The sequence below is a fragment of the Methanothermococcus sp. genome, from assembly GCF_015523155.1.
In the GTDB taxonomy this organism is placed as follows: domain Archaea; phylum AGJL01; class Methanococci; order Methanococcales; family Methanococcaceae; genus Methanofervidicoccus.
The window spans coordinates 14,828-39,783 of sequence record NZ_WAKW01000055.1 but is presented as its reverse complement, the minus strand read 5'-3'; the positions used below and the strand labels follow the sequence as shown (position 1 = coordinate 39,783).

Annotated in this window: 27 protein-coding genes and 1 pseudogene; 17 read left to right on the top strand and 11 right to left on the bottom strand. The window is 31.6% G+C overall.

Annotated elements, in window-relative coordinates; genetic code table 11:
* Window positions 1–76: 76 nt before the first annotated feature.
* Window positions 77–1,297: an acetylornithine transaminase gene (locus F7B34_RS05625; RefSeq protein ID WP_292460858.1), complete on the bottom strand. Its 1,221-nt coding sequence runs from the start codon at window positions 1,295–1,297 to the stop codon at window positions 77–79.
* Window positions 1,298–1,463: 166 nt separating this feature from the next.
* Here F7B34_RS05625 and F7B34_RS05620 point away from each other — a divergent pair, with 166 nt between their 5' ends.
* The gene (locus F7B34_RS05620; protein WP_292460857.1) at window positions 1,464–2,060 is read left to right on the top strand and encodes a class I SAM-dependent methyltransferase; all 597 of its coding nucleotides are present in this window, start codon (window positions 1,464–1,466) and stop codon (window positions 2,058–2,060) included.
* A 171-nt stretch (window positions 2,061–2,231) separates the two neighbouring features.
* The gene (gene flaK / locus F7B34_RS05615; protein WP_292460856.1) at window positions 2,232–2,927 is read left to right on the top strand and encodes a preflagellin peptidase FlaK; all 696 of its coding nucleotides are present in this window, start codon (window positions 2,232–2,234) and stop codon (window positions 2,925–2,927) included.
* Window positions 2,928–2,956: 29 nt separating this feature from the next.
* On the opposite strand, the gene F7B34_RS05610 is transcribed toward flaK, so the two are convergent.
* Together F7B34_RS05610 and F7B34_RS05605 are read right to left on the bottom strand one after the other, a co-directional pair.
* A complete protein-coding gene (locus F7B34_RS05610; RefSeq protein WP_292460855.1) occupies window positions 2,957–3,802 on the bottom strand; it encodes a TatD family hydrolase in 846 nt (281 codons plus the stop codon).
* Window positions 3,799–4,254: a UPF0146 family protein gene (locus tag F7B34_RS05605; protein WP_292460854.1), complete on the bottom strand. Its 456-nt coding sequence runs from the start codon at window positions 4,252–4,254 to the stop codon at window positions 3,799–3,801. Before F7B34_RS05605 ends, F7B34_RS05610 begins: the two co-directional genes overlap by 4 nt.
* Before the next feature lie 129 nt (window positions 4,255–4,383).
* Here F7B34_RS05605 and F7B34_RS05600 point away from each other — a divergent pair, with 129 nt between their 5' ends.
* Window positions 4,384–5,139: a class I SAM-dependent methyltransferase family protein gene (locus tag F7B34_RS05600; protein WP_292460853.1), complete on the top strand. Its 756-nt coding sequence runs from the start codon at window positions 4,384–4,386 to the stop codon at window positions 5,137–5,139.
* A gap of 307 nt (window positions 5,140–5,446) precedes the next feature.
* Here the strand turns inward: F7B34_RS05600 and F7B34_RS05595 are convergent, their stop codons facing one another.
* The 3 genes from F7B34_RS05595 to F7B34_RS05585 form a co-directional block, all read right to left on the bottom strand.
* Entirely contained in the window at window positions 5,447–6,136 is a 690-nt protein-coding gene (locus F7B34_RS05595; protein ID WP_292460852.1) for a DUF166 domain-containing protein, read from the bottom strand.
* Between the two features lie 21 nt (window positions 6,137–6,157).
* Entirely contained in the window at window positions 6,158–6,775 is a 618-nt protein-coding gene (locus F7B34_RS05590; RefSeq protein ID WP_292460851.1) for an OsmC family protein, read from the bottom strand.
* Window positions 6,776–6,848: 73 nt separating this feature from the next.
* Window positions 6,849–7,220: a ferredoxin family protein gene (locus F7B34_RS05585; protein WP_292460850.1), complete on the bottom strand. Its 372-nt coding sequence runs from the start codon at window positions 7,218–7,220 to the stop codon at window positions 6,849–6,851.
* Between the two features lie 343 nt (window positions 7,221–7,563).
* On the opposite strand from F7B34_RS05585, the gene F7B34_RS05580 reads away from it, so the two are divergent.
* The 10 genes from F7B34_RS05580 to F7B34_RS05535 all read left to right on the top strand — a co-directional run bounded on the left by F7B34_RS05580 (window position 7,564) and on the right by F7B34_RS05535 (window position 15,774).
* Window positions 7,564–8,031: a 4Fe-4S binding protein gene (locus tag F7B34_RS05580; protein WP_292460849.1), complete on the top strand. Its 468-nt coding sequence runs from the start codon at window positions 7,564–7,566 to the stop codon at window positions 8,029–8,031.
* 2 nt (window positions 8,032–8,033) lie between these two features.
* Complete coding sequence (gene fwdF / locus F7B34_RS05575) at window positions 8,034–9,101, top strand: tungsten-dependent formylmethanofuran dehydrogenase subunit FwdF (protein ID WP_292460848.1); 1,068 nt, start codon at window positions 8,034–8,036, stop codon at window positions 9,099–9,101.
* 45 nt (window positions 9,102–9,146) lie between these two features.
* Complete coding sequence (locus tag F7B34_RS05570) at window positions 9,147–9,386, top strand: ATP-binding protein (RefSeq protein ID WP_292460847.1); 240 nt, start codon at window positions 9,147–9,149, stop codon at window positions 9,384–9,386.
* A 32-nt stretch (window positions 9,387–9,418) separates the two neighbouring features.
* Window positions 9,419–9,808: a tungsten-dependent formylmethanofuran dehydrogenase subunit FwdD gene (fwdD, locus tag F7B34_RS05565; protein ID WP_292460846.1), complete on the top strand. Its 390-nt coding sequence runs from the start codon at window positions 9,419–9,421 to the stop codon at window positions 9,806–9,808.
* Window positions 9,809–9,841: 33 nt separating this feature from the next.
* Window positions 9,842–11,545, top strand: a complete 1,704-nt coding sequence (gene fwdA / locus F7B34_RS05560) for a tungsten-dependent formylmethanofuran dehydrogenase subunit FwdA (RefSeq protein ID WP_292460845.1) — start codon at window positions 9,842–9,844, stop codon at window positions 11,543–11,545.
* A 50-nt stretch (window positions 11,546–11,595) separates the two neighbouring features.
* Window positions 11,596–12,411: a tungsten-dependent formylmethanofuran dehydrogenase subunit FwdC gene (gene fwdC / locus F7B34_RS05555; protein ID WP_292460844.1), complete on the top strand. Its 816-nt coding sequence runs from the start codon at window positions 11,596–11,598 to the stop codon at window positions 12,409–12,411.
* Window positions 12,412–12,573: 162 nt separating this feature from the next.
* Window positions 12,574–13,080: a 6-carboxytetrahydropterin synthase gene (locus F7B34_RS05550; protein WP_292460843.1), complete on the top strand. Its 507-nt coding sequence runs from the start codon at window positions 12,574–12,576 to the stop codon at window positions 13,078–13,080.
* Window positions 13,081–13,193: 113 nt separating this feature from the next.
* Window positions 13,194–13,757: a CBS domain-containing protein gene (locus tag F7B34_RS05545; protein ID WP_292460842.1), complete on the top strand. Its 564-nt coding sequence runs from the start codon at window positions 13,194–13,196 to the stop codon at window positions 13,755–13,757.
* A gap of 193 nt (window positions 13,758–13,950) precedes the next feature.
* Window positions 13,951–14,787: a CBS domain-containing protein gene (locus F7B34_RS05540; protein ID WP_292460841.1), complete on the top strand. Its 837-nt coding sequence runs from the start codon at window positions 13,951–13,953 to the stop codon at window positions 14,785–14,787.
* 126 nt (window positions 14,788–14,913) lie between these two features.
* On the top strand, window positions 14,914–15,774 hold the full coding sequence (locus F7B34_RS05535; RefSeq protein ID WP_292460840.1) for a fumarate hydratase: 861 nt from the start codon (window positions 14,914–14,916) through the stop codon (window positions 15,772–15,774).
* A gap of 62 nt (window positions 15,775–15,836) precedes the next feature.
* Here the strand turns inward: F7B34_RS05535 and F7B34_RS05530 are convergent, their stop codons facing one another.
* From F7B34_RS05530 to F7B34_RS05520, 3 genes are all read right to left on the bottom strand, one after another.
* Window positions 15,837–16,925, bottom strand: coding sequence for a DUF123 domain-containing protein (locus F7B34_RS05530; protein WP_292460839.1), 1,089 nt, complete (start codon window positions 16,923–16,925; stop codon window positions 15,837–15,839).
* Window positions 16,926–16,965: 40 nt separating this feature from the next.
* A complete protein-coding gene (locus tag F7B34_RS05525; protein WP_292460838.1) occupies window positions 16,966–17,511 on the bottom strand; it encodes a hypothetical protein in 546 nt (181 codons plus the stop codon).
* Window positions 17,512–17,705: 194 nt separating this feature from the next.
* The gene (locus tag F7B34_RS05520; RefSeq protein WP_292460837.1) at window positions 17,706–18,728 is read right to left on the bottom strand and encodes a type II glyceraldehyde-3-phosphate dehydrogenase; all 1,023 of its coding nucleotides are present in this window, start codon (window positions 18,726–18,728) and stop codon (window positions 17,706–17,708) included.
* 249 nt (window positions 18,729–18,977) lie between these two features.
* Between F7B34_RS05520 and F7B34_RS05515 the strand changes: the two genes are divergently transcribed.
* Together F7B34_RS05515 and F7B34_RS05510 are read left to right on the top strand one after the other, a co-directional pair.
* Window positions 18,978–19,835: a zinc metalloprotease HtpX gene (locus F7B34_RS05515; RefSeq protein WP_292460836.1), complete on the top strand. Its 858-nt coding sequence runs from the start codon at window positions 18,978–18,980 to the stop codon at window positions 19,833–19,835.
* A gap of 42 nt (window positions 19,836–19,877) precedes the next feature.
* On the top strand, window positions 19,878–20,531 hold the full coding sequence (locus F7B34_RS05510) for a DUF5612 domain-containing protein (protein WP_292460835.1): 654 nt from the start codon (window positions 19,878–19,880) through the stop codon (window positions 20,529–20,531).
* Between the two features lie 24 nt (window positions 20,532–20,555).
* On the opposite strand, the gene F7B34_RS05505 is transcribed toward F7B34_RS05510, so the two are convergent.
* Entirely contained in the window at window positions 20,556–21,689 is a 1,134-nt protein-coding gene (locus F7B34_RS05505) for a tRNA (guanine(10)-N(2))-dimethyltransferase (protein WP_292460834.1), read from the bottom strand.
* A gap of 131 nt (window positions 21,690–21,820) precedes the next feature.
* Between F7B34_RS05505 and mfnF the strand changes: the two genes are divergently transcribed.
* Window positions 21,821–22,801: a (4-{4-[2-(gamma-L-glutamylamino)ethyl]phenoxymethyl}furan-2-yl)methanamine synthase gene (gene mfnF / locus F7B34_RS05500; RefSeq protein ID WP_292460833.1), complete on the top strand. Its 981-nt coding sequence runs from the start codon at window positions 21,821–21,823 to the stop codon at window positions 22,799–22,801.
* A 146-nt stretch (window positions 22,802–22,947) separates the two neighbouring features.
* Window positions 22,948–24,150, top strand: coding sequence for an argininosuccinate synthase (locus F7B34_RS05495; protein ID WP_292460832.1), 1,203 nt, complete (start codon window positions 22,948–22,950; stop codon window positions 24,148–24,150).
* A 68-nt stretch (window positions 24,151–24,218) separates the two neighbouring features.
* Here F7B34_RS05495 and F7B34_RS05490 read toward each other — a convergent pair.
* Window positions 24,219–24,846 (bottom strand): annotated as a pseudogene (locus F7B34_RS05490) (sulfite exporter TauE/SafE family protein).
* Window positions 24,847–24,956: the final 110 nt, after the last annotated feature.

The window sequence follows — 24,956 nt, the reverse complement described above, 5'->3', positions numbered from 1 at the left end:
TTATTTTTATTCATTATTTATCTTTCATTTTATTTAATTATTTCCATTTATTATCTAGTTTATTATTTAGTTTTATTTATTCATTTATTTCCGAAAATACCTCATCCAATGCATTAACCAATTCATCAATATGTTCTTTTTCCACAATAAGGGGCGGTAAGAATCTTAAAACTGTATCTGATGTGCAGTTTATTAAATAGCCTTTTTCAAGCATTTTTTTAACAATATCTCCACCGTTAAAGGACAATTCCATACCTATCATTAATCCCATTCCTCTAATTTCCTTTATGAATGGATATTTATCTTTGAGATTCTTTAATTTGGCAATAAAATAATCTCCCATTTTTTGAGTGTTTTGCAATAGTCCTTCTATAATGCTAACCGATGCATAGGCACTTGCACAGGCAAGTTGATTGCCCCCAAATGTTGTCCCATGAGCTCCGGGAGTGAATGCATCAGCTATTTCTTCCTTTGCAAGGGTTGCACCTATTGGGAATCCACCGCCAAGGGCTTTTGCAAGTGTTAGTATATCTGGTTTAATATTATAGTTTTCGTAGGCAAACATTTTTCCAGTTCTGCCCATACCGCACTGAACTTCATCGAATATTAAGATGATATTTTTATCGTCGCATAGGTCCCTAGCACCTTTTAAATAGTCCTTATTTGCAACATAAATTCCACCTTCTCCTTGAATTGGTTCAAGCATTATAGCAGTCGTTTTATCACTTATATTTTCCTTTAAAGCTTCTAAATCGTTAAATGGGACATATTTAAATCCTCTTGGAAGAGGTCCATATCCTTCTTGATATTTTGGTTTTGCAGTGGCAGTTATTGTAGTTAAAGTCCTTCCATGAAATCCATGTTCCATTGTAATTATTTCCCCTTCTCCGATATTGTTATTTTTTCCATATTTTCTTGCAAGCTTTATTGCAGCTTCGTTTGCCTCTGCACCGCTGTTTGAGAAAAAAGCCCTATCCAATCCGCTCAATTCAACAAGTTTTTTTGCCAATTTTACCTGTGGCACTATGTAGTATATATTTGAGGTGTGCATAAGGGTTTCAGCCTGTTTTTTTATAGTTTCAACAACTTCTGGATGACAGTGTCCAACATTATTTACGCTAATTCCTGCAAGGAAATCTAAATATTTCTTACCATTTATGTCCTCAACATACATTCCATCTCCTTTAACAAGGACAACAGGAAGACGTCCATAAGTTTTCATTATATATTTTTCATCCTCTTCCATTACGCTTTTTTCGTTTATGTTGTTATATATTTCATCGAAAAATTTAGCCATTGAACCACCATAAATTTAATATGAGTTTATAATTATAGTAATTACATATTTACAAATATAAAATTATCTAATATATAAAAATTGGAAATAAATAGAAATTAAATATAATTAAATAGAAATAAAAAATAAATATTAAAAAATGGAATAAAATTAAAACTGTGAGATTATGCATTATTTTTCTGAAAAACCAGAATCAGCACATAAGGAAATGATAATTGAAGGAATTTTAAGAAATAAAAAACTTATTTTTAAAACAGATACTGGAATATTTTCCCCTAAGAAGATAGATAAGGGCACAAAAATATTGGTTGAAGCACTGGAATTAAATAAAAACTACGATGTGCTGGATATTGGGTGTGGATATGGTGTTGTAGGCATAGCAATAGCCGATGAGGTAAATTCCATAACAATGACTGATATAAACAAAAGGGCAGTAAAGCTTGCAAAAGAAAACATAAAATTAAACGATACAAGCAGAGATAAAGATATAACGGTTGTTCAGGGGGATTTATACGAAAATGTTAAGGATAAAAAATACGATGTAATTATTTCAAATCCTCCAATAAAAGCAGGAAAGGAAATAATCCATAGAATAATAAAAGAGGGAAAGGAACTTTTAAAAGATAATGGTAGCATCTGGGTTGTTATTCAGACAAAACACGGGGCAAAATCACTTACAAAATTTATGGAAGAAGTTTTTGGAAATGTGGAGATAATAACCATTAAAGGAGGGTATAGGGTATTAAAATCGATGAAAATATAAATTAAGCATTAATATAAGGTTCCAACCGACACGAAGCGAAGCGTAGTGGAGGTTATTTATAGCAACTTTTTTAAAGTTTGCGTGGGAATAATAACCATTAAAGAAGGATATAATATATTAAAGTCTAAGCATAATAAAAAAGGATAGAATGGAAAGATAAGAAGGGATATCGTGATAAATTATATATTCGGTTTAATGGGGCTTCTTGTGGCATCAATACAGGATTTTAGAAGTAGAGAAATTGAGGATTATATTTGGGTGTCTATGGTAGTTTTTGGATTGGGATATCACATATATTTATCAATTACTACTGGAAATTACTATTATTTAATCAATTCCATCTCTGGATTTGTGTTATGCTTTATACTGGGCTACTTAATGTTTTTATGCGGCGTAGGGGGAGGGGATGGCAAAGTGTTAATGGGTATGGGAGCTCTCACTCCAAAGTATGACATGCCGATTTATTCCACTTTTGGAAGTATTTTAAATATCAATTACATCCCCACATTTCCAATAATGGTTTTTATAAATGGCATGTTTTTTATGATTTTTTTGCCAATAATTATTCTTTTAAAGAATCTTATAAATGGAGCTAAACCAAAAAGCATTAAACAATTTATTATGCTATGCTTTGGAGAAAAAATGAAAGTTAAAGATGCAAAAGATAAAAATAGGCTTGTAATGGGTCATGAAGATGATTTTAAATTTTTTCCTTCATCAGAAGACGACGATTTTTCAAAATATGATGATAATGAATACATCTATGTAACCCCTATGATTCCTTTGATAATTCCCATCACAATATCCTATATAATTACTCCCTTTATTGGAGATTACTTAATTTATTCACTAATCCCGTTTAAATAGAAAAGAAAATGAAAATTTATAAAAAATAATTAAAATAATTCAATATCATACAATTTCTCAATATTTTCCTTATGGATTTTATAAACTCCCTCCTCATCAAGTAATCCAGAGTCTATAAGTTTTTTTGTCCGTCTTGGAACTGTTTTTATCCCTAAAACAACGCCCGGTCTTTTTAAATCATCTATGTAATCTGTTTCCATCACAAACCTAAGGGACTTTTTTACAGCTTCTGATGCTGGTTTAGATGCCACTATTGATGGGAATATACCGTATTTTTCCCCCTCCAACACCATATCTCCACAGTGGTGTTTTATAACCTTTTCAGGATTTAAATTAAGGGATTTTGCCATATCTCTAAATTCTTTAAATTGCTCCTCTGATGCACTTTCGGCGTGGATTTGAATGGCACAGTCCAAATCCTTTGCAATTTCCATGGCGTATAATAATATCTCATTTGAAGTTTCCCATATTTCATTATTCACAGGATAATGAGGTCTTCCAACTTCACCAATTCCCACCAAATAATCATTTTTCTCAATAAGCTCCTTCGCATAATCCAGTGCATCAATCATTTTGTTTTTTGCCTCTTCCAATTCTATACCCTTGTTTATCATCACCGTTAATTCTGCTGGGTGAGCTCCTACTAATCCATAAGCTCTCACACTATCTACATTTTTATTTATGGTTTTAATATCATTTAGCAATACATCCATGGGCTTTTTTAAGTCGCCGTCAAAGGCAGGTTTGTTTAAAACTATCATTACCTTTCCGCCGGCATTTTTAAAGATTTTTGCAACCTTTTCAGCACCGTATCCATTTACACCATCCACATGAATGTGATTGTCAGTAATTGGAAGATTTTTTATATCGTTCATAGTTCCACTCCTTTCCATTCATATAGAGCATTTCCTCTATAATTAACTAATTTTAAATCATTTATTGGAGTCTCGCCGTAAAGTGGTTTTATTAGTAATGGAATACTGTATTTTTTACATATATTCAATATAAACGGTTGTAAATCCCTCGGAGGTCTTATAGAATATATTATATCTGCATCTTCGTAGATGTTTAGTTTTGGGTCAAATATATCATCAACAAAGGCATTTAATCCTTCTTTTTTTGCTTTCTCCACAGCATCCTTATTGGCATCTATTGCAATTAAATTTATATTTTCACGAATAGCTATGGATTTTGCCACATTAAAGTGATATCCAATTCCTATTTCTATAATTTTGAATAATTTACTGTTTTTATTATTATCATTTTTTTTATTATTTTTATTATTTTTAATATAGTTTTTAATAATATAATCGCATACATAATCCACAATATCACCTATATTATAATAATTTATAATTATCATATATAAATGCGAGAATAAATAGTGAAAACATTAGAAAACTTCGTTTTTTATTTCATTTTATTTCATTACCTAAAAGAAAAAAATGGTAATAACATGACGCTAAAATATCAAAAAATCGGGGATATATTGCTTGTAAAGAAAAAATTAACTAACAATGAAATAAATTATTTAATAAATAAAACAAAATGCAAAACAATAGTTAAATACACTTACATAAAAGGAGATATGAGAAAACCAAATATAGAACTACTTTATGGGGATAAAACAGAAACAATTCATAAAGAACATGGATGTTTATTTAAAATTGATGTTTCAAAGGTCATGTGGAGCATGGGAAACATTGAGGAAAGAAAAAGAATGGCATATACCTCAAATCCTAATGAAACTGTTGTTGATATGTTTGCAGGTATAGGATACTTCACCATACCAATGGCAAAATACTCAAAACCTAAAAAAATATATGCTATTGAAATAAACCCCGATTCCCATTATTATTTGGTGGAAAATATAAAATTAAATAAATTAAACAATGTAGTTCCAATATTGAGCGATAATAGAGATGTGGAGTTAAAAAATATGGCAGATAGGGTAATTATGGGTTATATTTTAAAAACAAGGTTCTTTTTGGATAAGGCATTTGAATTTTTAAAAGAAGGGAAAAAATGCACCATTCACTACCATGATACATTAGCTGAAAAAATAATGGACACTGAACCAATTAATGAAATAAAGCACCACGCTGAAAAACATGGATATAATCTTCTTTCCTATAAAATACATAAAATAAAAAAATACGCACCTGGGGTTTGGCATATTGTAGTGAATGCCGAGCTCATTAAGGATAAATAAAATAATAAAATTATAAAAAATAAATAAATATTATATAAAAGGGTGAACTACTCCGACCTTACGGACGGAGCTTCCTGCTTCCGACCCATAGTCTCCACAGGCGTCACTTCGGACTGTCCCAGCCCTAGGCTACCTTTTCTTTTCGGTAGCAATAAATATTGTGAGAATAGTTATATAAATAATTTTCGGCTTTCATCCCCCAGTAGCGAAGTGGAGGGCTACAAAATCCGAAGGATTTTGTTTAATCCCTTACGGAAGGGAACTTCTCGCCGAAACAAGTTAAAATTACTATTATTAATATATAATTTTATTCAGTTTTAATACCATTTAACACAGCTTTTTTATGGATTTCCAATGCCTTTTGCTTTTTGCACTCTTTTCTAAATATTTTTATTTTTCCAGCTACACATGGGTACCGTTGAATCATCATTGCAGATTTTTTGCTTAAATCTTCTATATCTTTTGCATCAAGACCCTTCATGGATTTAGCCATGAATAATGTGCTTCCACATATAGAGCTCCTAATAACTTTAACATCTTCAACTTTATCATCTTTTATATAAATTTCAACCTTTGGAGTTCCGAATTCTTCTAAAAATTCTTTTAACTTTGGATATTTATTTATTAAATCTTCCACATCCTTTTCATCCAATAAACACATCTCATCTGGGCATATAGCATCAAATTTGCTTAATTCTTTTTTCTGCCCTTCTCCACTCCATGTAGCAACGATTATGGCAACATCAGGATTTTCTTTCTTGGCTTTTCTGCAAACTTCGTATGTATTGTCTGGATGCTGAGTATATAACAACAGAACATCTGCTTCTTTGAATTTATCCATTACTTCTTTGGGCAGTTCTATTTCATCAATAATAATATCTGTGGGTTTATCTATTTTGCATAGTCCTATAAACTCATTTTTCTTTCCAAATGAATTTATAGTCCCTTGAATTCTATATCCATATGCCCCATCGGTTATCACTAATATTTTTGCCATATTTATACCTTTTTTATTTTCCTATTCAAATATGACATTTTTTATGAGCTCACATTTTAACGAGTTGCTTATTAAACATTTCTTTGAACCTTCCAATATTATGTTGGTGAGCTCCTCTTCTGACTTACTGCCATCTTCAATTTTTACATGGATGTTCAATGTAATTTGTTCAATACATCCTTTTTCAAAACTTTTTTTAACAGAACCATCTACCATTACTTGACCTTTGATACCGAGCTCCTCCAAAGTTTTTCCTACTGCAATGGCTGTGCAACCGCATAATCCGGATAGAAATAAATCCATAGGATTAATTTTGTCCCCTACTGAACCTTTTCCCCCTTTTGATGCTATCTTTAATCCTTTGATATTTATATCAGTTTCAAATTCCTTTACAAATGTTGAATTTATGCCTTCATCGTAGTATTTGGATGTTATAATATCAACGATTTTTTTTATTAACTCCTCTCTTTCTTTTTTAGGTATCTTTGATAAAAAGTTATTTAGACATTTTGGCATCATCTTAGGCATCATCTTAGGTGCAAAATTTTCTGCCATATTTGAATCTATCATTTCATCCATCATTTCCATCATAAATTCAGGTTTCATATTTTTCATCATCTCACACATCATCTCTTTCATAAACTCACCTGTTTATATGGTATTTTTTAAGTAAAAAAAATAAAAATTATATAATTAAAAAATTTATATCTTTTTATATTAAATCATGCTCTTTTAATTTTTCAGCGGCTTTTTTAAGGAGTTTTTCTTTTACGATTATCTCCTGCATGTATCCCCTATCTGGAAATATTAATGCATTATGGGGACATAGATTACCGCATGTGGTGCATGAAACTACACAGTTGTATGGTCTTGCAACAACAGGTTTTTTCATCTCTTTATCCCAATCAAATACTACTCTGGTTCCGCATGTAATATAGCATATACCACAGCCTGTGCATGCATCGTAGTTTATTTTAGGGTACCACTCTATGCTTTTTCTATCTATTCCCCACCAGGGCATTACTGTAAAATCTTTTATTGTCCTTCCCAATGGGTCTTTCCCAATTACAGGCAAATCTTTCATTATTTCACCTTTTTTTATTATTTTTTATTTTTGATATTTATTTACAAATATATTGAATAGATATCATTGTATTTAAACTTTTCGATACATTGATTAATTTTAATATATTTTAAATAATTTTAAATATATAGATATATGGCTATATGCTTACATTATTATATATATTTACTTCCAATTATAATAAACTTAATCTCTCAAAATTCTAAGAATTATAATATATATTATGTGAATGTTAATAATACTAACTCTAATATATATTACTTTCTACTTGATGTTAGAAGAATATTATATATAATATTAAAACAAATGTGATAATGACTAACATCAATAAAAAGATGACATCATGCCAGAACATATACTCTCAGGAATTAAGGCAATAGTAGCAATGAAGTTAAAAAGAGAAGGAAGATTACAGAGAGAGATAGCAGAGTATCTAAAAATGGATAGGTCAATAATTTCTCATTATATACATGGAAGACATCCATCGGATAAAGTCATGAGAGTTTCAGAGGAAATAGTAAATTTACCAGCAGAATATGGTATTAAAATTATAAATTCAATGAGTGAAGATAGAGAGCTCACAAAGAAAATCATAGAAAATATATATCAAGTAAAAATTGAAATTGAAAGAGATAGGTGCATTCTCTGTGGAGAGTGTCTTGAATGTCCTTATAATGCCATTTTTAAGAATTCAGACCATTTAATAGAAATAAATAATAACAAATGCGTATTATGTATGGAATGTATATATATTTGCCCAGTAAATGCTTTAAATATTAAAAAATTCTTACCAAATGAATTGGAGGAATAACAATGACAGTTGATGCAAAAAAAGAAAGATATAATGGTACCATCCAGATAGTAAGGGATGGAACTGTGGAAAATAGAGTTCTAAACTGGAACGACAATCAATGTGTTGGATGCGGTATTTGTAGCGATATATGTCCTGTTGGAGCAATTGAAATGGGACCATTAGGGGCTATTTTTAAAGGAGATATTGAGGCTCCAAAATTGGATATTGACGATACAAAATGTGTATTGTGTGGTATGTGTGCATCTGCATGTCCATTTAACGCCATGGATTTGAAAATAAATGGAACATCAACAAAGGAACTCCCACAATATCCAAAGATAAATAGAGATATTACATTAAATCAGGATGTATGTGTTTTGTGTGAGCAGTGTGAAATCGTATGTCCTCAGTGTGCAATAGAGGTTGAAAGAGAGCTCCCCGAAAGAAAAACGATGGTGCTTGGAGAAATAACTATAAATAAGGAAATTTGTGTATTGTGTGGGATATGTGCAGAATACTGTCCAGCTGATGCCATAGAACTTATACCTGGTAAAATGAATGCTTTGGAATTGAATCCATATAAAGATATTGTAGTAGATACCGATGCCTGTGTATTTTGTAAGGTCTGTGAAAAGGCATGTCCTCACAACGCCATAGAGGTAATATGTTATAAATGTCCTCTTGCAAACAGAATTAAAAAGCCAGAATTATATAAGGAAATCACTGGAAAAACAACAATTAATAAAAATCTCTGTGTATCATGCAGTTGGTGTGAAAATATATGTCCAGTTAATGCCATAGTAGTGGAAAAACCATTTGAAGGAGAATTACTCATAGATGAGGCTGCATGTAATGCCTGTGGAGCTTGTATTGCAGCATGCCCATGTAATGCATTGGTATTTCCACAACCTGAAGAACAAGGACAAAAACTTCCTAAAATAGCCGTGAATAAAAATGTGTGTGTATTGTGTGGAGCATGCACGCATGCATGTCCTGTAAATGCATTGGAGGTCAAAAGAACAAAAATAAACATGACGGGAGTGACTGCACCTGCATGGAAGGAATCATTTGAAAAATTGTTAAAATAATGTATAATCTTAAAAAGTTAAAACCAAAAAATAGTAGGTGGTTAAATGTATAAATTGGAAGTGTATCCTGAAAAGTGCCACGGATGTGGAAATTGTGTGGTAGCATGTCCTGTAAATGCAAGGGATCCAAACACATACGGTGGAAAAGGACCAGAAGATGAGAGTATAATAGTTATTAAGGTTATAAATGGTGTAGTTAATATCATAAACGGAGATTTATGCGGTGGATGCGGTGCCTGTGTTGAAGCCTGTCCAGTGAATGCTATAAAACTCGTTATAAAATAAAAATAGAAAAGAAAAAAATATTTGGTGATATGATGAAATTTAAATTAAATACTGGTAGAACCATATGGCAGGGAGAAGCTATTGAAGCTGGTAAAAATCTTGAAATGTATAGAAAAGCCGCAGGAGTTTGTTATTTCAATGAAGAAGACATGATGAAGTTAAATTTAAAGGAAGGAGATTGCGTAAAAGTTAAATCAGCCTATGGGGAAACAGTAGTTAAAGTAAAAAAGACCAACCAACCTATGCCAGAGGGTATGGTATTTATTCCAATGGGACCTTGGGCAAACTGTGTAGTTATGCCTGAAACAAACAGCACTGCAATGCCTTCTTTTAAGGGACCTCTTGATGTGGAAATCGAAAAAACAGATGAAGAAGTTCCGATAATGATGGATTTAATGAGGAAAAAATATATTGAGTGTTAATAATAATTAATGATATTTATTTGAGGTGATTTCATGGAGTATATTATAAAAAATGGGATAGTATATGACCCATTGAATGGAGTCGATGGAGAAAAAATGGACATCTGTGTGAAAGATGGCAAAATTGTAGAATCTGTTTCAAGTGATGTCTTAGAAATAGATGCAAACAATTGTGTGGTTATGCCGGGGGGTATGGATTCCCATACTCATGTTGCAGGCCCCAAAGTTAATGTGGGAAGAACCCTTAGACCAGAGGATAGTAAAAAGGACATATTTAATAAAAAAGGACTTAGGTCAGGTTCGGGTTTTTCAGTTCCCTCTACCTTTAAAACAGGATATGAATATTCTGAAATGGGATATACATTTGTTAATGAAGCTGCAATGCCTCCATTACTTGCTAGACATACCCACGAAGAATTTATAGACACCCCACAATTGGACAAAGCAGCCATGCCATTATTTGGAAATAATTGGATGGTTTTGGAATATTTAAAAGAAGGAGATTTTAAAATGTGTGCTGCCTATGTGGCATGGCTTTTAAGGGCTACAAGAGGATATGCTATAAAAATCGTCAATCCAGGAGGAACAGAGGCATGGGGTTGGGGAAAGAATGTTCATGGTGTTGATGATCCTGTGCCTTATTTTGATATAACAGGGCGAGAGATACTTGAGGGTCTTGCAAAGGTAAATGAAATGCTTGGATTGCCTCATTCAATACATGTACATCCAAATGATTTAGGACACCCTGGAAACTGGGAAACTACATTAGCTTCAATGGATTGCGTTAAAGATATTGAGGCAAAACCAAAATACGGAGAAAGAACAACTACATATTACAATACCCATTTACAATTTCATTCCTATGGGGGAACCTCTTGGAAAGACTTTGTAAGTAAAGGTATAGAAACAGCAGAATATGTAAATAAACATGACCATGTAATGGTAGATGTTGGACAGGTAACACTTGACGAAACAACAACAATGACAGCAGACGGTCCAATGGAATATGACCTTCACATGACAAATGGTTTGAAATGGGCAAACTGTGATGTCGAGCTTGAAACAGGTTCAGGGGTTGTTCCATTTATTTACTCACCAAAAGGACCAGTTTATTCAGTTCAGTGGGGAATTGGATTGGATATATTCCTAAATATAAATACCGATAAAGTTATTTTATCAACAGACCATCCAAATGCAGGGCCATTTACAAGATATCCAAGAGTAATAGCATGGTTAATGAGCAAACAATACAGAGACGATTGGTTAAACAACAAAGTTCATGCATGGGCTAAGCAAAAGTCATTTGTTGCAGACAACGATAGAGAATATTCAATATATGATATAGCAAAGGTAACAAGAGCAAATCAGGCAAAAGTATTGGGTTTAAGTAAAGAAAAAGGGCACTTGGGGGTTGGAGCTGACGCTGATATTGCAATCTATGAAATAGACCCAGAAGAAAAAGATGGAAAAGTGATTGAAAAAGCATTTAGATATGCTAAATATGTATTAAAAGGCGGAGAATTAGTAGTTAAAGCTGGAAATGTTGTCAAAGAAGTATATGGGAATACAATATATATAAATGCAAAAGTAGATGAAGCACTTGAAGAGGAGCTCATGAAAGACCTTAGGACAAAATTCAAGAAATACTATTCAGTAAATATTGACAACTATCCAGTTTCTGACCACTATGCAAACAGCTGGAAGGCTATCAATATTGATGCAACAGATATTAAATAATTAAATATTATTAATTTAATATATTATAATTTATATTATTAGGTGATAAAATGGAACTTATTCTTACATTAAAAAAAGAAATTATGGTTCCCGTGGAAATGGATAAGATACTTCCAGAAAAAGTTCAGGATTTATCTGAGGAAGAAATAAAAAGCATCGAATTACCGCAGGGAAGAACAACAATTACAGTTGGAGAGCTCTTCGATGTTGAAGTAAAAGAAAGTGAAACACCAAGATTGGTTATAAAAAACTCGACGGCTAAATTAAAGAGAATCGGAGAAAAAATGACCACTGGTGAAATAGTCGTTGAAGGAGATGCTGGAATGTATGTTGGCGTAGAGATGAAAGGCGGAAAGATAGTGGTTAATGGAAACGCTGACAGCTGGGCTGGACAGAACATGAAAGGTGGGGAATTAATTATTAAAGGAGATGCTAAGGATTATGTTGGTTCTGCATACAGAGGAGATTGGAGAGGTATGAGCGGTGGAACAATAGTTGTTGAGGGAAATGTAGGAAATGAAATTGGAGAATATATGAAAAAGGGAATAATACATATAAAAGGAAACACTGGCATAATGCCTGGAATACATCAAAGTGGGGGAATAATCATTATAGATGGCGATGTTGAGGCCAGAGCAGGCGGGGAAATGCTCAAAGGGGCTATTGTTGTAAATGGAAAATTAAAAGAACCGCTGGCATCCTTTAAATTTGAAGGAATTGTTGAAAATCCAGTTATAAAATTAACTAAAAAAGATAATGGAATGCCAATAACAGGTAGGTATTATAAATTCAGCGGAGATTATGTAAATAATAAACCAAAAGGACAACTATATGTATCGGTCGAAAACAATCCTGATTTAAGATAATGTACGGGATTATAATATTTAACTTTATTTTTAAATTTCAATTTTTTTTAATTTTATATAATATATATTTTCAAGTATATTTTCGATAAATTTATAAAATAATTATATAATATCAATATATATTTAATAATTATATAGATATAAAAAATTTAGAGGAAAACAATGATTTTAGAGTTAAATGGAATGTACGCTGGATTAAGATTTGCATCAGCACATATTGTATTTGGACACGACACATGTGGAGTAATTCATGGTCATTCATATTATGTGGATGTTAAAGTATGCGGAGCTCCTTCTGGGGAATTCGGTTTTATCTGCGATTTTAAGGTATTAAAAAAGATAGTAAAAGATATATGTGGAAAACTTGACCATAAGCTTTTAATTCCTGAAAATCATCCTAATCTAACCTACAGTATAAATGGTGATTATATAGAATTTACATTCTGCAAAGGAGAAAAAGTAAAAGAATATAAAATCCCACTGGAAGATGTAGCTATTTTACCAACAACATCTACCACAGCAGAGGAACTTTCAAAGTATTTTGCCGAGATTATTAAAAAAGAATTACAAGCATTAAACTTAAATAGTAGTAGTATTTATTGGGTAGAAACCACTGTAAATGAGGGAATTGGACAAGGGGCATCTTATCGAGCTACTATGGAACATTAGAATTTAGATTTTTATTAACTAAAAAAAATAATAATTAAATGAAAAGATATATAAATAAAATATAAGAATTATAATGTATATAAATATAATTTTTAATATTGTGGGTGATGTTTATGGAAATTAATGTAAGTGTAAGTGAAGCAATGAGTAGCCCGGTGGAGACAGTGAATCTAAATACTACGGCATATGATGCAGCAAATATCTTAAAAACAAAGGGCATCGGCGGTTTAGTTGTTGTGAATGATTTGATGAAACCAGTTGGTATTATAACAGAAAAAGACTTTGTTTTAAAAATTGTTGCAAGGAATTTAAAATCAAAAGAAGTCCTTGTTAAGGAAATTGTTTCTCCAAAACTTATCTACATATCCCCGAAGGCAACCCTAATGGATGCTGCAAAAATAATGGCAGAGAAAAAAATTAAGAGGCTTCCTGTAATAGAAAACGACGAATTATTGGGTATAATTACAGTTAGTGATATAACAAGCATATCTCCAAAATTATTTGATATACTTGTTGAAGTTTCCAAAATAAAAGGAGAAGGAGGTTATCAAACTACAATCAACAAGGAGGATGAATATACAGAGGGAATATGTGAGGTATGCGGAAATCGGGGGATGGTAAGATATATCAATGGGAGATATATATGCGACAATTGTTTGGATGAAGACAATATCTAATTAATTATAAATTTATAGTATTTAACTTCATTTCTTTTTTTTCTTTTTTTTTGCAGAGGGATAAAAATCTTTATGAAATATATAAACATTTATTATTCTCTTTCATAATATATAAATAATAAAAATTATTATAATAATATAATATAATCGTTACATTAATTATAATATAAATCATCATCCTCAGAGGGATAATTTGAAAATAAAAAATATAGTTAAAGGAAAAGAAATAGTTAAGGTATATCCAACAACAACCATACGAGATGCATTAATTACAATGAATGAAGAGGGCACAAGAAGAATTACCGTTGTAGATGCCGGAACAAATAGAGTTGTGGGTGTTATAACCTCTATGGATATAGTAGATTTTATGGGTGGAGGTTCAAAGTATAACCTCGTAAAATCAAAGCATAATCATAATCTTTTAGCCGCAATTAATGAACCTGTAAAGGAAATTATGACTAATGAACCCATATGTGTAAAGGAAAATGCAGTGTTGAAGGAAGTAATTACATTATTCATAGAAAAAAATGTTGGAGGTATGCCTGTTGTGGATAAGGATTATAAATTGATATCTACAATAACAGAAAGGGATATAATTAAATATTTAAGAGATAAAATAGATAAATCCAAAAAAATAAATGATTATATGACTGAAAATCCAGTTGTAGCTACATCGGGAGAGAGGTTAAAGGATGTTGCAAGAACTATGTTGAGAAATGGATTTAGAAGGTTGCCAGTAATTTCTGAGGGTAAATTGGTGGGTATGATAACATCCACTGATTTTATAAGACTTTTAGGTAGTGATTGGACATTTAATCATATGAAGACTGGAAATGTAAGGGAAATAACAAATGTTAGAATTAAAGATATAATGATGAAAGATATATTAACTGTTGAGAAAGATACTTCATTGTGTGATACTGTGGATGTAATGACCAAAAATAATATAGGAGCTCTCCCAGTAGTTAATGATGGAAAATTAATAGGTATAATTACTGAAAAAGATATAGTATCTTATTTCAAAGAATAAATATATATATTTTTATATTTTAGTTAATTATAAACTTAAAATTTTTAAAGTTATAGTTATAATTATTTATTACCCTTTTTTATCTCTTTTATTTTATCTATTTTATTATTAATTTTTGGTGATTTTATGAATGGCGATATTGAAAAAATTTCCAATATTGTAGTTGAATTATTTAAAGAGGCAACAATAACTCTCCCACAGGATGTTAAAAATGCTTTAATCGAATCAGTTGAAAAAGAAGAAAATGAATTATCTAAAAATACCTTAAAGGCAATTGTGGAAAATATAGAAATTGCAGAGGAAAAAAACATCCCAATGTGTCAGGACACTGGCGTTCCAATAGTGTTTTTAAAGATAGGCAGAAACATCAATTCATCGGATATTATATGTATAATTGATAAAATCAAAGAAGGAGTAAAAAAAGCAACAGAGGAGGTTCCTTTAAGACCAAATGTTGTTCACCCACTTAACAGGGAAAATTTAAAAACAAATGTTGGTCTCGGAGCTCCGTTTATAAATTTTGAATTTGATGAAAATTTAGATGGAGAAATAGAAATAACAGTTTTTCCAAAAGGTGCAGGAAGCGAGAATATGAGTGCTTTAAAGATGCTAACTCCTGCTGAGGGAATAAATGGTATAAAGAACTTTATCCTTGAAACTGTTGCCAATGCAGGTGGAAAACCATGCCCTCCAATACTTTTAGGTGTGGGTATTGGCGGAACTGCTGATTTATCATTAAAACTTGCAAAAAAGGCACTTTTAAGAAAAATAGGTGAAAGACACAAAGATAAAGATATAGCAAAGTTGGAAATAGAGCTCTTAGAGGATATAAATAAATTAGGTATTGGAGCCATGGGACTTGGAGGAAAAATAACCGCACTTGATGTATTTATTGAAATAATGGGATGTCATACCGCATCATTACCAGTTGGAATATGTATTCAATGCTGGGCTAATAGGCGAGCTCAGAGAAGAATAAAATTATAAAATTTAAATTATAAATAAAAAAATAAAAAGACACATAAAAAAGATATAAAAAAAGTAGATAATTAAGGTTTCAAATAAAACAAATGGCTTTTACATTTACAGTCGGAGCTCCCAAAACCTTCAACAAAATCAAACATTTTCATCAAATCCTTTGATACATCACACTCAACGGGGTCATTTGATATATAAATCTCTTTTATAGTCCCGTGTTTTAATAAATAATCAATATGCCAATGCATTTTTTTATCATCTTTTAAATGTCGCCCTATTCTACTTTTTAAATTATTAGAATTTCCCATTGCAGAGCCAACATAAAAATAATATCCTTTTTTAAATCGTTCCATTCTGTTTTTTCCAAAGGTTATATTTTTTGAATTATTTAATTTTATTTTTAAAATGTAGGTTCCTTTTTCATTTGGAATGTTATTTTTTGAAACCTTCTTAAAATTATACTGCTCTAAAATTTCGCTAAAATACTTTAATTTTTCATAATATGGGCAGGTTTCTTTAATTTCATTAAAACATTTATCACATTTTGGAATTGGGGAGCAAACTTCCCTTCCATAAACCACCAATAAATTATTTATAATTTTCCAATATTTTTTTGGAAGTTTTTTTCTCAATTCTATTTCTGTTTCATCAGGGTTTTCAGTATTTACATACTCCCATCTGTTGCAAATCCTATGAACATGGGTATCTACACATATTCCATAATCATCAAATGCGAGAGTGATTACTAAATTCGCTGTTTTTCTCCCAACGCCCGGAAGTTTTGTTAAATCTTCCAATTTGTTGGGTATTTTTCCACCATATTCGTTTTTTACAATCTTTGCTAAATCTTTTAAATATTTTGCCTTAGTTTTGTAAAATCCAACAGGGTAAATAAGTTTTTCTAATTCATTCTGGTCTATATTTAGTAAATCATCTGTGTTTTTTATTTTTTTAAATAATCGCTTTGAAACCTCTGATGTGGTTTCATCCTTTGTCCTTGCACTTAAAACAGTAGATATAAGAACTTTAAATGCCTTAGTTTCTGCATCTTCAACTTGTTTTGATATTTCTTCAACCGCAGGGTTTTTGTTTAATTTTTTATATAATGTATCTAAAAATCTCTGGAAATTTGAATTATTTTTATTTTTAATATTATGCATATTTTCACTTTTATAAAAAATAATTAAATAAGTATATATACTATCTATATGCTCTTATTTTTTTCAGAACTTCTTCGTATTCGCTCTGATTTGGTATATGGTATCTTATTTTACATGTTCTATTTTCCTTAGTTAAATATCCATTTTCTCCCCTAATTGCTACATAATTAAAACCTGCTTTCTTCCCCATAACTTCAAATAACATCGGTAATGGACATCCATCACCATCCAATTCAGCTCCTCCAATATTTTTTGGGCAATACCTGCAACCGTTAGCTTTTTGATGAATTTGAATTTCAAGGACATCACCATTTGAAATTACATCTAATCTATCACAAATATCTAATGCCCTATTTATATCCATAACAAAATCTTTAAAATTCGAATAGTTATCCTTTATATGCTCCCCAGATTTTAATATCTCATATAGATTAGGTCCAATTACCTTTGCTACTACATCTATGATTTCTTGTGGCTCAGTTATGAATTCTGCTATCATACCTAACAATGAGGCACAGATAAACTGCTGAGGTGATATATTGCTATTTACAATGTTATTTAAAGTATCTTGGTCAAGAACTTTCATAAATTCCCCCAAATATTCCTTTTACATTTATTTTGAAACATGTGAAGTAGTTAGGTGCAATTATATGTGTATAATATTATATAATTGTATGTGTAGACGGCAATATATAAATTATACACATATGCATACTTACACTTATTAAAAATTAAATGTGGTAATTATTAAATAAACATAATTTTCATTTATTGTTATAATTATTTCATTAATCCCATAGCTTTGTTTGTCATTTCAATAGATTTCATGTTGTCATCTTCCATCTGCAACATCGACCTTATACAATCTACATTTTCAGGAATTACATCGCTTTCTTGATGGACTGCCTGCATTAAAAACAATTCATTATCTACTACATTTATACTTTCTTTCCATATAGCTATCTCATTCAAATCATATCTAACCCTTCCCAAATCTCTTGCAAATTCAATGATTGTAGCGGTTGAGTTTAAACCCTCTTCTGCACTTACCATAAATACCCTTGGAGTTTTCTCAATAGCATCAATTATATCGTCTTTTGTTGTTCCCGTGGTTTCCACCATTAACGAATGCATGTGCATCAGTGTTGTAGGAACTATTACCGCGGAAGTAATTATTTTACCATCGAGTTCTGGAACCACAGAGCACACATCTGGACCATGGTGGGAGGGAATAGTTGGTGGATTTGGAACTATTGCGTTTATTGGTCCCCTTTTTGCATCGTTTGGGTCTGCTCCTCTTCTTATTAAAACTACTCTTGCTTTTACAATATCAGTGGCTGAATTTATAGCATATAAAGTTCTACATAATCCTGTGGTATTGCAGGATACCGTCCTTATATAATCTTTACCATAACATCTATCGTAACTCCAAAGGGCATTAAAATTATCTTCCACATATTGTGCTTTTTCACCACCTTGAAGTATGGCTTTTACTTTATATTTTTTATATATATTTTCCAAATTATCCTTTCCTATTCCCCCCGGAGCACAATCTACAACAATATCTGCATCCTCTATTACATCAAATATTGTTCCTTCAATATCTACTCCTTTTTCCTCAAATAGAGATTTTCTCTCAGGAATGGCAGCATATAACTTATATCCTTTATCGACAGCCATTCTTGCTTCAAAATCGGGTTTTGTTTTTGTGACGCCGATAACTTCCATATCTTTTTGTTTTGAAACTGCATCAGCTACTCTTTTACCTATTGAACCATAACCATTTATTAAAACCTTTGCCATTTTATCAACCCCATTATTTTATAAATAAAAATATAAAAATATATAAAATATATTTATTGAACTATAAAATTTATATTATTAAACTTTTATAATATACCTAATTAAATTTATATGAATATTATTATATTTTAAGTATATAATATTTTTGATGAAATATATTATTATGGAAAAGTTTATACTTAAATATAGAATTATAAAATTTTATTATTATGTGAATAACATAAAAATTAAAAAAATAGGAGGTATCCTATGTTGGCTACATTAAAAACAGTATTGCTAATGGCACTATTAACTGGTATATTATATGGAGCCTGTATGCTCTTTCATATTCATCCATTGATAGCAATAATAATTGCTTTAATACCAAATCTAATAGCCTACTTCCTCAGCGATAAAATAGTATTGATGAGTTATGGTGCAAGAATCGTGGATGAAAGCGAAGCTCCTACTATTCACAGAATTGTTGAAAATGTAGCAAGGCGAGCAGGTATCCCAAAACCAAAAGTTGCAATAGTAGATACCCCAACACCAAATGCATTTGCAACAGGTAGGGACTCAAAACATGCAGTGGTTGCAGTCACAACAGGCATATTAAATTTATTAACTCCACAGGAGCTCGAAGGTGTAATTGCCCATGAGATAAGCCATATAAAACATAGGGATATATTGATAAGCTCTATCGTTGCCGTAATAGCTGGTGCTATAGTGTATCTTGCAAATATGCTCCAATGGGGTTTGTTGTTTGGGTTTGGAAGAGACGATGAAGATAATCCACTGACATTCATAGGTTCAATATTGTTTGTGATACTAGCTCCAATTGCTGCGACCATTATACAATTTGCAATTTCCAGACAGAGAGAATTTTATGCTGATGAGGGCGGTGCAAAATATTCAAATCCTGTGTATCTTGCAAATGCCCTTGCAAAGCTTGAAAGAGGCGTAAGTCTATATCCATTGGAACATGGAAATCCTGCAACAGAGCATATGTTCATAGTAAATCCATTTAAAAGAGAAAGTCTGCTAAAATTGTTTTCAACGCATCCACCAACAGAGGAAAGGATAGAAAGATTAATGGAGATGGCCAGAAACCCAAGATACTTGAAGTAATAAATATTATATTATATAATAAATTTAAAAGAAGGTAAAAATATGGAAATTGGACTGACTGTTATGGCAGACAACAAAATAGGAGTCTTACACAAATTAACAGGCATTATTTCAAAATTAGGCGGAAATATACTTTATACTCAGCAATTTGTAAAGAATGACAATAGTGGATTAATTTATATGGAAATAGAGAATATAGATGATGAAAAATTCCTTGTAAATACAATAAAATCAATGGATTGCATAAAAGAGGTGGAGGTTCATAACACACTTAAAAAAATATTTGGTAAAAGAATAATTATTATAGGTGGGGGAGCTCAGGTTTCACAGGTTGCACTTGGGGCAATAAGTGAAGCAGATCGACATAATATAAGGGGAGAAAGAATAAGTATCGATACAATGCCAGTAGTTGGAGAGGATAATTTAGCCGATGCAGTTTTATCTGTTGAAAAACTTCCAAGAGTGGGGCTTTTGGTTCTTGCAGGTTCTCTAATGGGTGGAAAAATAACGGAAGCCGTAAAAAAACTTAAAGAAAAAACAGGCATATATGTTATATCTCTAAATATGTTTGGGAGTGTTCCAAAAGTAGCTGATTTAGTGATTACTGATCCCATACAGGCTGGGGTGATTGCAGTTATGACAATTGCAGATACTGCAAAATTTGATATAAATAAAGTAAAGGGAAGAGTTATCTAATTAACTCCTATTTATTATATTTTATTATTTATTTTTTATGTTATTTTTATTATATTCGCAAATCCATTCAACAATATCAACGATTTTTCCATTGGTTTTAATGCCGTTTGGATTGTGATGAGTTCGCGATACTTTAAATCCATTCTGTTTTAACCCATCCATTAAATCATTTATTGGTGGCACGAGCTCCTTTATAAAACTACAAATTTCATGAATATCATAGCACCCGATTTGGTTTATTTGGCATTCCTCAGATATGGTTTTTATAATCTTTCTGCTCCTCTCTGAGTAGTTTCTATCATCTGCAACTTCTAATGCACCATTTACAATATTTAAATCGTTTATTTCATCTAAATAAAACAACCCTCCAAATCCTTTTTCAAATCCTTCATCACGGGTTTTTACAATCTTTTCTTCATTAACAACCTTGATATATCCTAATTTTTTAACAGCCTCATCCGCCTTCTTTGCTCCCCTCTCAGTAATTAAGAAAGTTCTGGCATAATGGTCTGTAATATGTGAGAAAATAGGTCTAAGTCCTATATCGTATTTAGATGCCACCCTTATGGCGTATCCAATTAACAACCTTATAGCTAATTCCTTATCGCCTTTTAATGGAATAGCATCGTAGTTTCTAATGCATGCCTTTTTATAAGCTCCGCACAAAACCGCCGTATCTGTGGCAGTCATGCATAAAATCCCGTTTTTTGTAATGCAACTCCTTACAGCACTGTCGATATATGGGTTGGGAGAACCGAAGGGGTCTAAATCCACCACATTGAATGTTCTGAAATTCTCTGAAAGAAGAACATTGGCATCCTTATGTATGATTTCCACATTATCCAGTTCATTTACTTTTAGGTTTTCCTTTGCCAATTTTACAGCATTTGGATTTATATCTCCAATTACTATCTTTACAGTTCCAGAAGGGTTTTTTAATTCCTTAGCATATCTTAATCCTCTTGCACCGCTTCCACCTAATGGGTCGCATATTATAAATTCATCCCTTTTGTAATTGTTTAAGAAACTCTGAATTACCGAAACAGAAATATCTCGGTTGATTTCCATTATTGGATTGTAAAATATTTTGTCCTTTTTTGACAGAGTCCTATCCTTTGGAACTTTTAATTTTGTGTTTCCCTCGGTAATGATTTTCATGAGCTCACCATATATTTCCTTTAAATATAGCATATATTAAATATAAGTTTATGAAATGATATTTGGTAATTTAAATTAAATTAAATAAATAATATTATTATTTTATATATAATCATCTTATTGGTGAAAATGTGATACTTGGAATAGATATTGGCGGTGCAAACACAAAAATAACTGAACTAAAAGATGGCGATTATAAAATTCATCACATATACTTTCCAATGTGGAAAAATAGTGAAAAACTAACGGAGCTCCTACAAAATTACAACAATGAAAATATAAAAAAAATAGCAGTAGTGATGACGGCTGAGCTCGCAGATGCTTATGAAACTAAAAAGGAAGGTGTGAATGATATATTAAATTCCGTTGAAAATGCCTTTCCAAATAAGGAAATTTATGTTTTTGATGTTGATGGGAATTTTTTAACAACCGATGAGGCAAGGAGGGAATATTTAAAGGTTTCTGCATCAAACTGGACAGCTACGGCAAATTTTGTGTGCAACAACATAAACAACAATTGCATACTTGTTGATATGGGCTCTACAACAACGGATATAATACCCATAAAAAATGGAAGCATAATGGCAAATAAAACAGATTTGGATAGATTGATGAATAATGAACTGGTTTATGTGGGAACCCTTAGAACTCCACTGTCATTTTTAGGAAATACTGTATTATATAATGGAAAAGAAACAAATATATCATCTGAATACTTTGCAATCACCGGGGACATAAGTATTATTTTGGATAAAATTGCATCGGAACAATACACATGCGATACCCCTGATGGTGCATCCCCCGATAAAAAAAGTAGCATGATAAGAGTATCAAGGGTCTTATGCGGTGATTTGGAGCAAATAAATGAGAAAGAGGTAATCGATATAGCAAACCAGTTCTACAACAAACTTTTAAATCTGATAAAATACAATGTTGATAAAGTTTCTGAAAAATATGTATTAAATGATATTGTAATTACAGGACTTGGAGAGGAGATTTTAAAGGATGCGTTAAAGGATTACAATATTATCTCAATTAAAGAAGAATATGATGGAGATGTATCCCTTGCCACCCCAAGTTTTGCCGTGGCTGACTTGCTCAGCAATAAATAAAAATAAAAATGAGATGATATATTAACAAATAACAATAATAATATAATAAAAATAATACATAAATATAATTAATATATCCATTTTAAATACTTATAAATAATCTTGTTAAAATAGGATAATTTTTTATTAATTTAACGGGTGATATAATGGCAGAAAAGGAAAAAATAGCAGTTTTGGCATATTCAGGAGGACTTGATACAAGTTGCTGTTTAAAATTGTTGGAAGATAAATACAATTATAAGGTAGTTTCAGCATGCGTTGATGTTGGACAGCCAGAGGAAGAATTAAAAGAACCAGAAGAAAAGGCAAAAAAATACGGCGTTTATGCACACTATACAATAGATGCTAAGGAAGAATTTGCAAAGAACTATATATTCAGGGCAATAAAAGCAAACGCAATGTATGAAGGCTATCCGTTATCCACATCATTGGCAAGACCCCTTATAGCTTTAAAATTGGTTGAATTGGCTAAGGAGTTAAACGCTGATGCAGTAGCACACGGATGCACTGGAAAAGGAAATGACCAATTTAGATTTGAAACAATAATTAGGGCAAAAGCGCCAGATATGGAAGTAATTGCTCCAATTAGGGATTTAAACTTAACAAGAAATGAAGAAATCGAATATGCTAAACAGCACGGTATTCCAATACCTACTGAAAGTAAAAAATACAGTATTGATGAAAACCTTTGGGGAAGAAGTATTGAAGGGGGCGTTTTAGAAGACCCAATGTTTGAAACACCAGAAGACGCATTCGCATGGACAAAAAACCCAAAGGAATGTAAAAAAGAAGAATATGTTGAAATAGAGTTTGAAAATGGGGTTCCTGTTAAAATAAATGGAAAGGAATTAAATCCAGTTGATATAATAAGAGAAGCAAATAAAATAGCAGGAAGAAACGGCGTTGGAAGAATAGATATAATCGAAGACAGGATATTGGGCTTAAAATCAAGAGAAAACTATGAATGCCCCGGTGCTGTTATGCTTATAACTGCACACAAGGCATTGGAGCAATTGGTTCTCACAAGAGAGGAATTGAAGTTTAAGGAAATGGTAGATTCCATTTACGCAGATTTAATCTACAAGGGACTTTGGCATGAACCATTGAGAGAAGATTTAGATGCATTCATCGACAAAACACAGGAAAGAGTATGCGGAAAAGTTAGATTAAAATTATACGCTGGTTCAATGAGAATAGTGGGAAGAGAAAGCCCTTGTGCATTATACAGTCAGGAGCTCGTATCATTTGAAGATAAAGATTTAGACCAAAGGGAAATTGTTGGAATGGTTAAATTCCATGGATTGCAGGCAGCACTTTATGAAGCTGTAAAAAACAAAAATAGAAAATAAGAACTTTTTATTTATTTTTTTATCATTATAATTTTGTTTTTTTAACTAATTTATTTTAATTTTCTATTTTAAATAAAATACTCCAATAATGGATGACTTATTGTATATATGCCAATTAATAGGATTACAACACCACTTATTAATGGAAGTTTGTTTATGTTTTTACTTTGAACATACTTTTCTATAAACCGTTTTCCCCTTACAAATAGTGCCAAAAGTAATGATATGCTAAGTGCAAGCCCCAAACTAAATATAAACACATAGATGAGCCCATTGTATAGATTACCACTTGTATGCTGAACAACAGCACAGCAAGAGCCGCAGGGCATGGAACAAGTCCCGCAGAAAGACCTATTGCTAAAATCCCTTTTTTCGTATCTATGTTATGACTATGAGGATGGAAATAGTTTTTTAATATCCTACGCCTACTGTAATTAATATCCCTCCACCTATTAAACTCATAATATCGTGGGTCATCTCTGAGCTCATGGTTCCAATTAAGTATATCGAAAGAATACCAAATAAAAAAACAATTGAAGTGTGGGAAATAACCACAGTAATACCAAGAAGCAGCGCATCTTTTAAACTTGCCCCAGTTCCCATAACATAGGCTGCCATAACTGATTTTCCATGTCCCGGTTCAAGGGCATGCATAAAACCAAGTGTGAATGCAGTTAGTGTCCATAGGAGCTCCATAAATATCACCATTGTAATATCAGCTATTTAAATAGATTAAATATATTATTACCTAATAATACTAAATAATAGTTAATATATAAATATGTTATTACTAAAAAAAGTAAATT

Excerpts from the sequence above, each read along its gene's own strand:
- F7B34_RS05625 (WP_292460858.1), bottom strand. The coding sequence starts at position 1,297 with ATGGCTAAATTTTTCGATGAAATATATAACAACATAAACGAAAAAAGC.
- F7B34_RS05620 (WP_292460857.1), top strand. The coding sequence starts at position 1,464 with ATGCATTATTTTTCTGAAAAACCAGAATCAGCACATAAGGAAATGATA.
- F7B34_RS05610 (WP_292460855.1), bottom strand. The coding sequence starts at position 3,802 with ATGAACGATATAAAAAATCTTCCAATTACTGACAATCACATTCATGTG.
- F7B34_RS05600 (WP_292460853.1), top strand. The coding sequence starts at position 4,384 with ATGACGCTAAAATATCAAAAAATCGGGGATATATTGCTTGTAAAGAAA.
- F7B34_RS05595 (WP_292460852.1), bottom strand. The coding sequence starts at position 6,136 with ATGGCAAAAATATTAGTGATAACCGATGGGGCATATGGATATAGAATT.
- F7B34_RS05590 (WP_292460851.1), bottom strand. The coding sequence starts at position 6,775 with ATGAAAGAGATGATGTGTGAGATGATGAAAAATATGAAACCTGAATTT.
- F7B34_RS05585 (WP_292460850.1), bottom strand. The coding sequence starts at position 7,220 with ATGAAAGATTTGCCTGTAATTGGGAAAGACCCATTGGGAAGGACAATA.
- F7B34_RS05580 (WP_292460849.1), top strand. The coding sequence starts at position 7,564 with ATGCCAGAACATATACTCTCAGGAATTAAGGCAATAGTAGCAATGAAG.
- fwdF (WP_292460848.1), top strand. The coding sequence starts at position 8,034 with ATGACAGTTGATGCAAAAAAAGAAAGATATAATGGTACCATCCAGATA.
- F7B34_RS05570 (WP_292460847.1), top strand. The coding sequence starts at position 9,147 with ATGTATAAATTGGAAGTGTATCCTGAAAAGTGCCACGGATGTGGAAAT.
- fwdD (WP_292460846.1), top strand. The coding sequence starts at position 9,419 with ATGAAATTTAAATTAAATACTGGTAGAACCATATGGCAGGGAGAAGCT.
- fwdA (WP_292460845.1), top strand. The coding sequence starts at position 9,842 with ATGGAGTATATTATAAAAAATGGGATAGTATATGACCCATTGAATGGA.
- fwdC (WP_292460844.1), top strand. The coding sequence starts at position 11,596 with ATGGAACTTATTCTTACATTAAAAAAAGAAATTATGGTTCCCGTGGAA.
- F7B34_RS05550 (WP_292460843.1), top strand. The coding sequence starts at position 12,574 with ATGATTTTAGAGTTAAATGGAATGTACGCTGGATTAAGATTTGCATCA.
- F7B34_RS05545 (WP_292460842.1), top strand. The coding sequence starts at position 13,194 with ATGGAAATTAATGTAAGTGTAAGTGAAGCAATGAGTAGCCCGGTGGAG.
- F7B34_RS05535 (WP_292460840.1), top strand. The coding sequence starts at position 14,914 with ATGAATGGCGATATTGAAAAAATTTCCAATATTGTAGTTGAATTATTT.
- F7B34_RS05530 (WP_292460839.1), bottom strand. The coding sequence starts at position 16,925 with ATGCATAATATTAAAAATAAAAATAATTCAAATTTCCAGAGATTTTTA.
- F7B34_RS05525 (WP_292460838.1), bottom strand. The coding sequence starts at position 17,511 with ATGAAAGTTCTTGACCAAGATACTTTAAATAACATTGTAAATAGCAAT.
- F7B34_RS05520 (WP_292460837.1), bottom strand. The coding sequence starts at position 18,728 with ATGGCAAAGGTTTTAATAAATGGTTATGGTTCAATAGGTAAAAGAGTA.
- F7B34_RS05515 (WP_292460836.1), top strand. The coding sequence starts at position 18,978 with ATGTTGGCTACATTAAAAACAGTATTGCTAATGGCACTATTAACTGGT.
- F7B34_RS05510 (WP_292460835.1), top strand. The coding sequence starts at position 19,878 with ATGGAAATTGGACTGACTGTTATGGCAGACAACAAAATAGGAGTCTTA.
- F7B34_RS05505 (WP_292460834.1), bottom strand. The coding sequence starts at position 21,689 with ATGAAAATCATTACCGAGGGAAACACAAAATTAAAAGTTCCAAAGGAT.
- F7B34_RS05495 (WP_292460832.1), top strand. The coding sequence starts at position 22,948 with ATGGCAGAAAAGGAAAAAATAGCAGTTTTGGCATATTCAGGAGGACTT.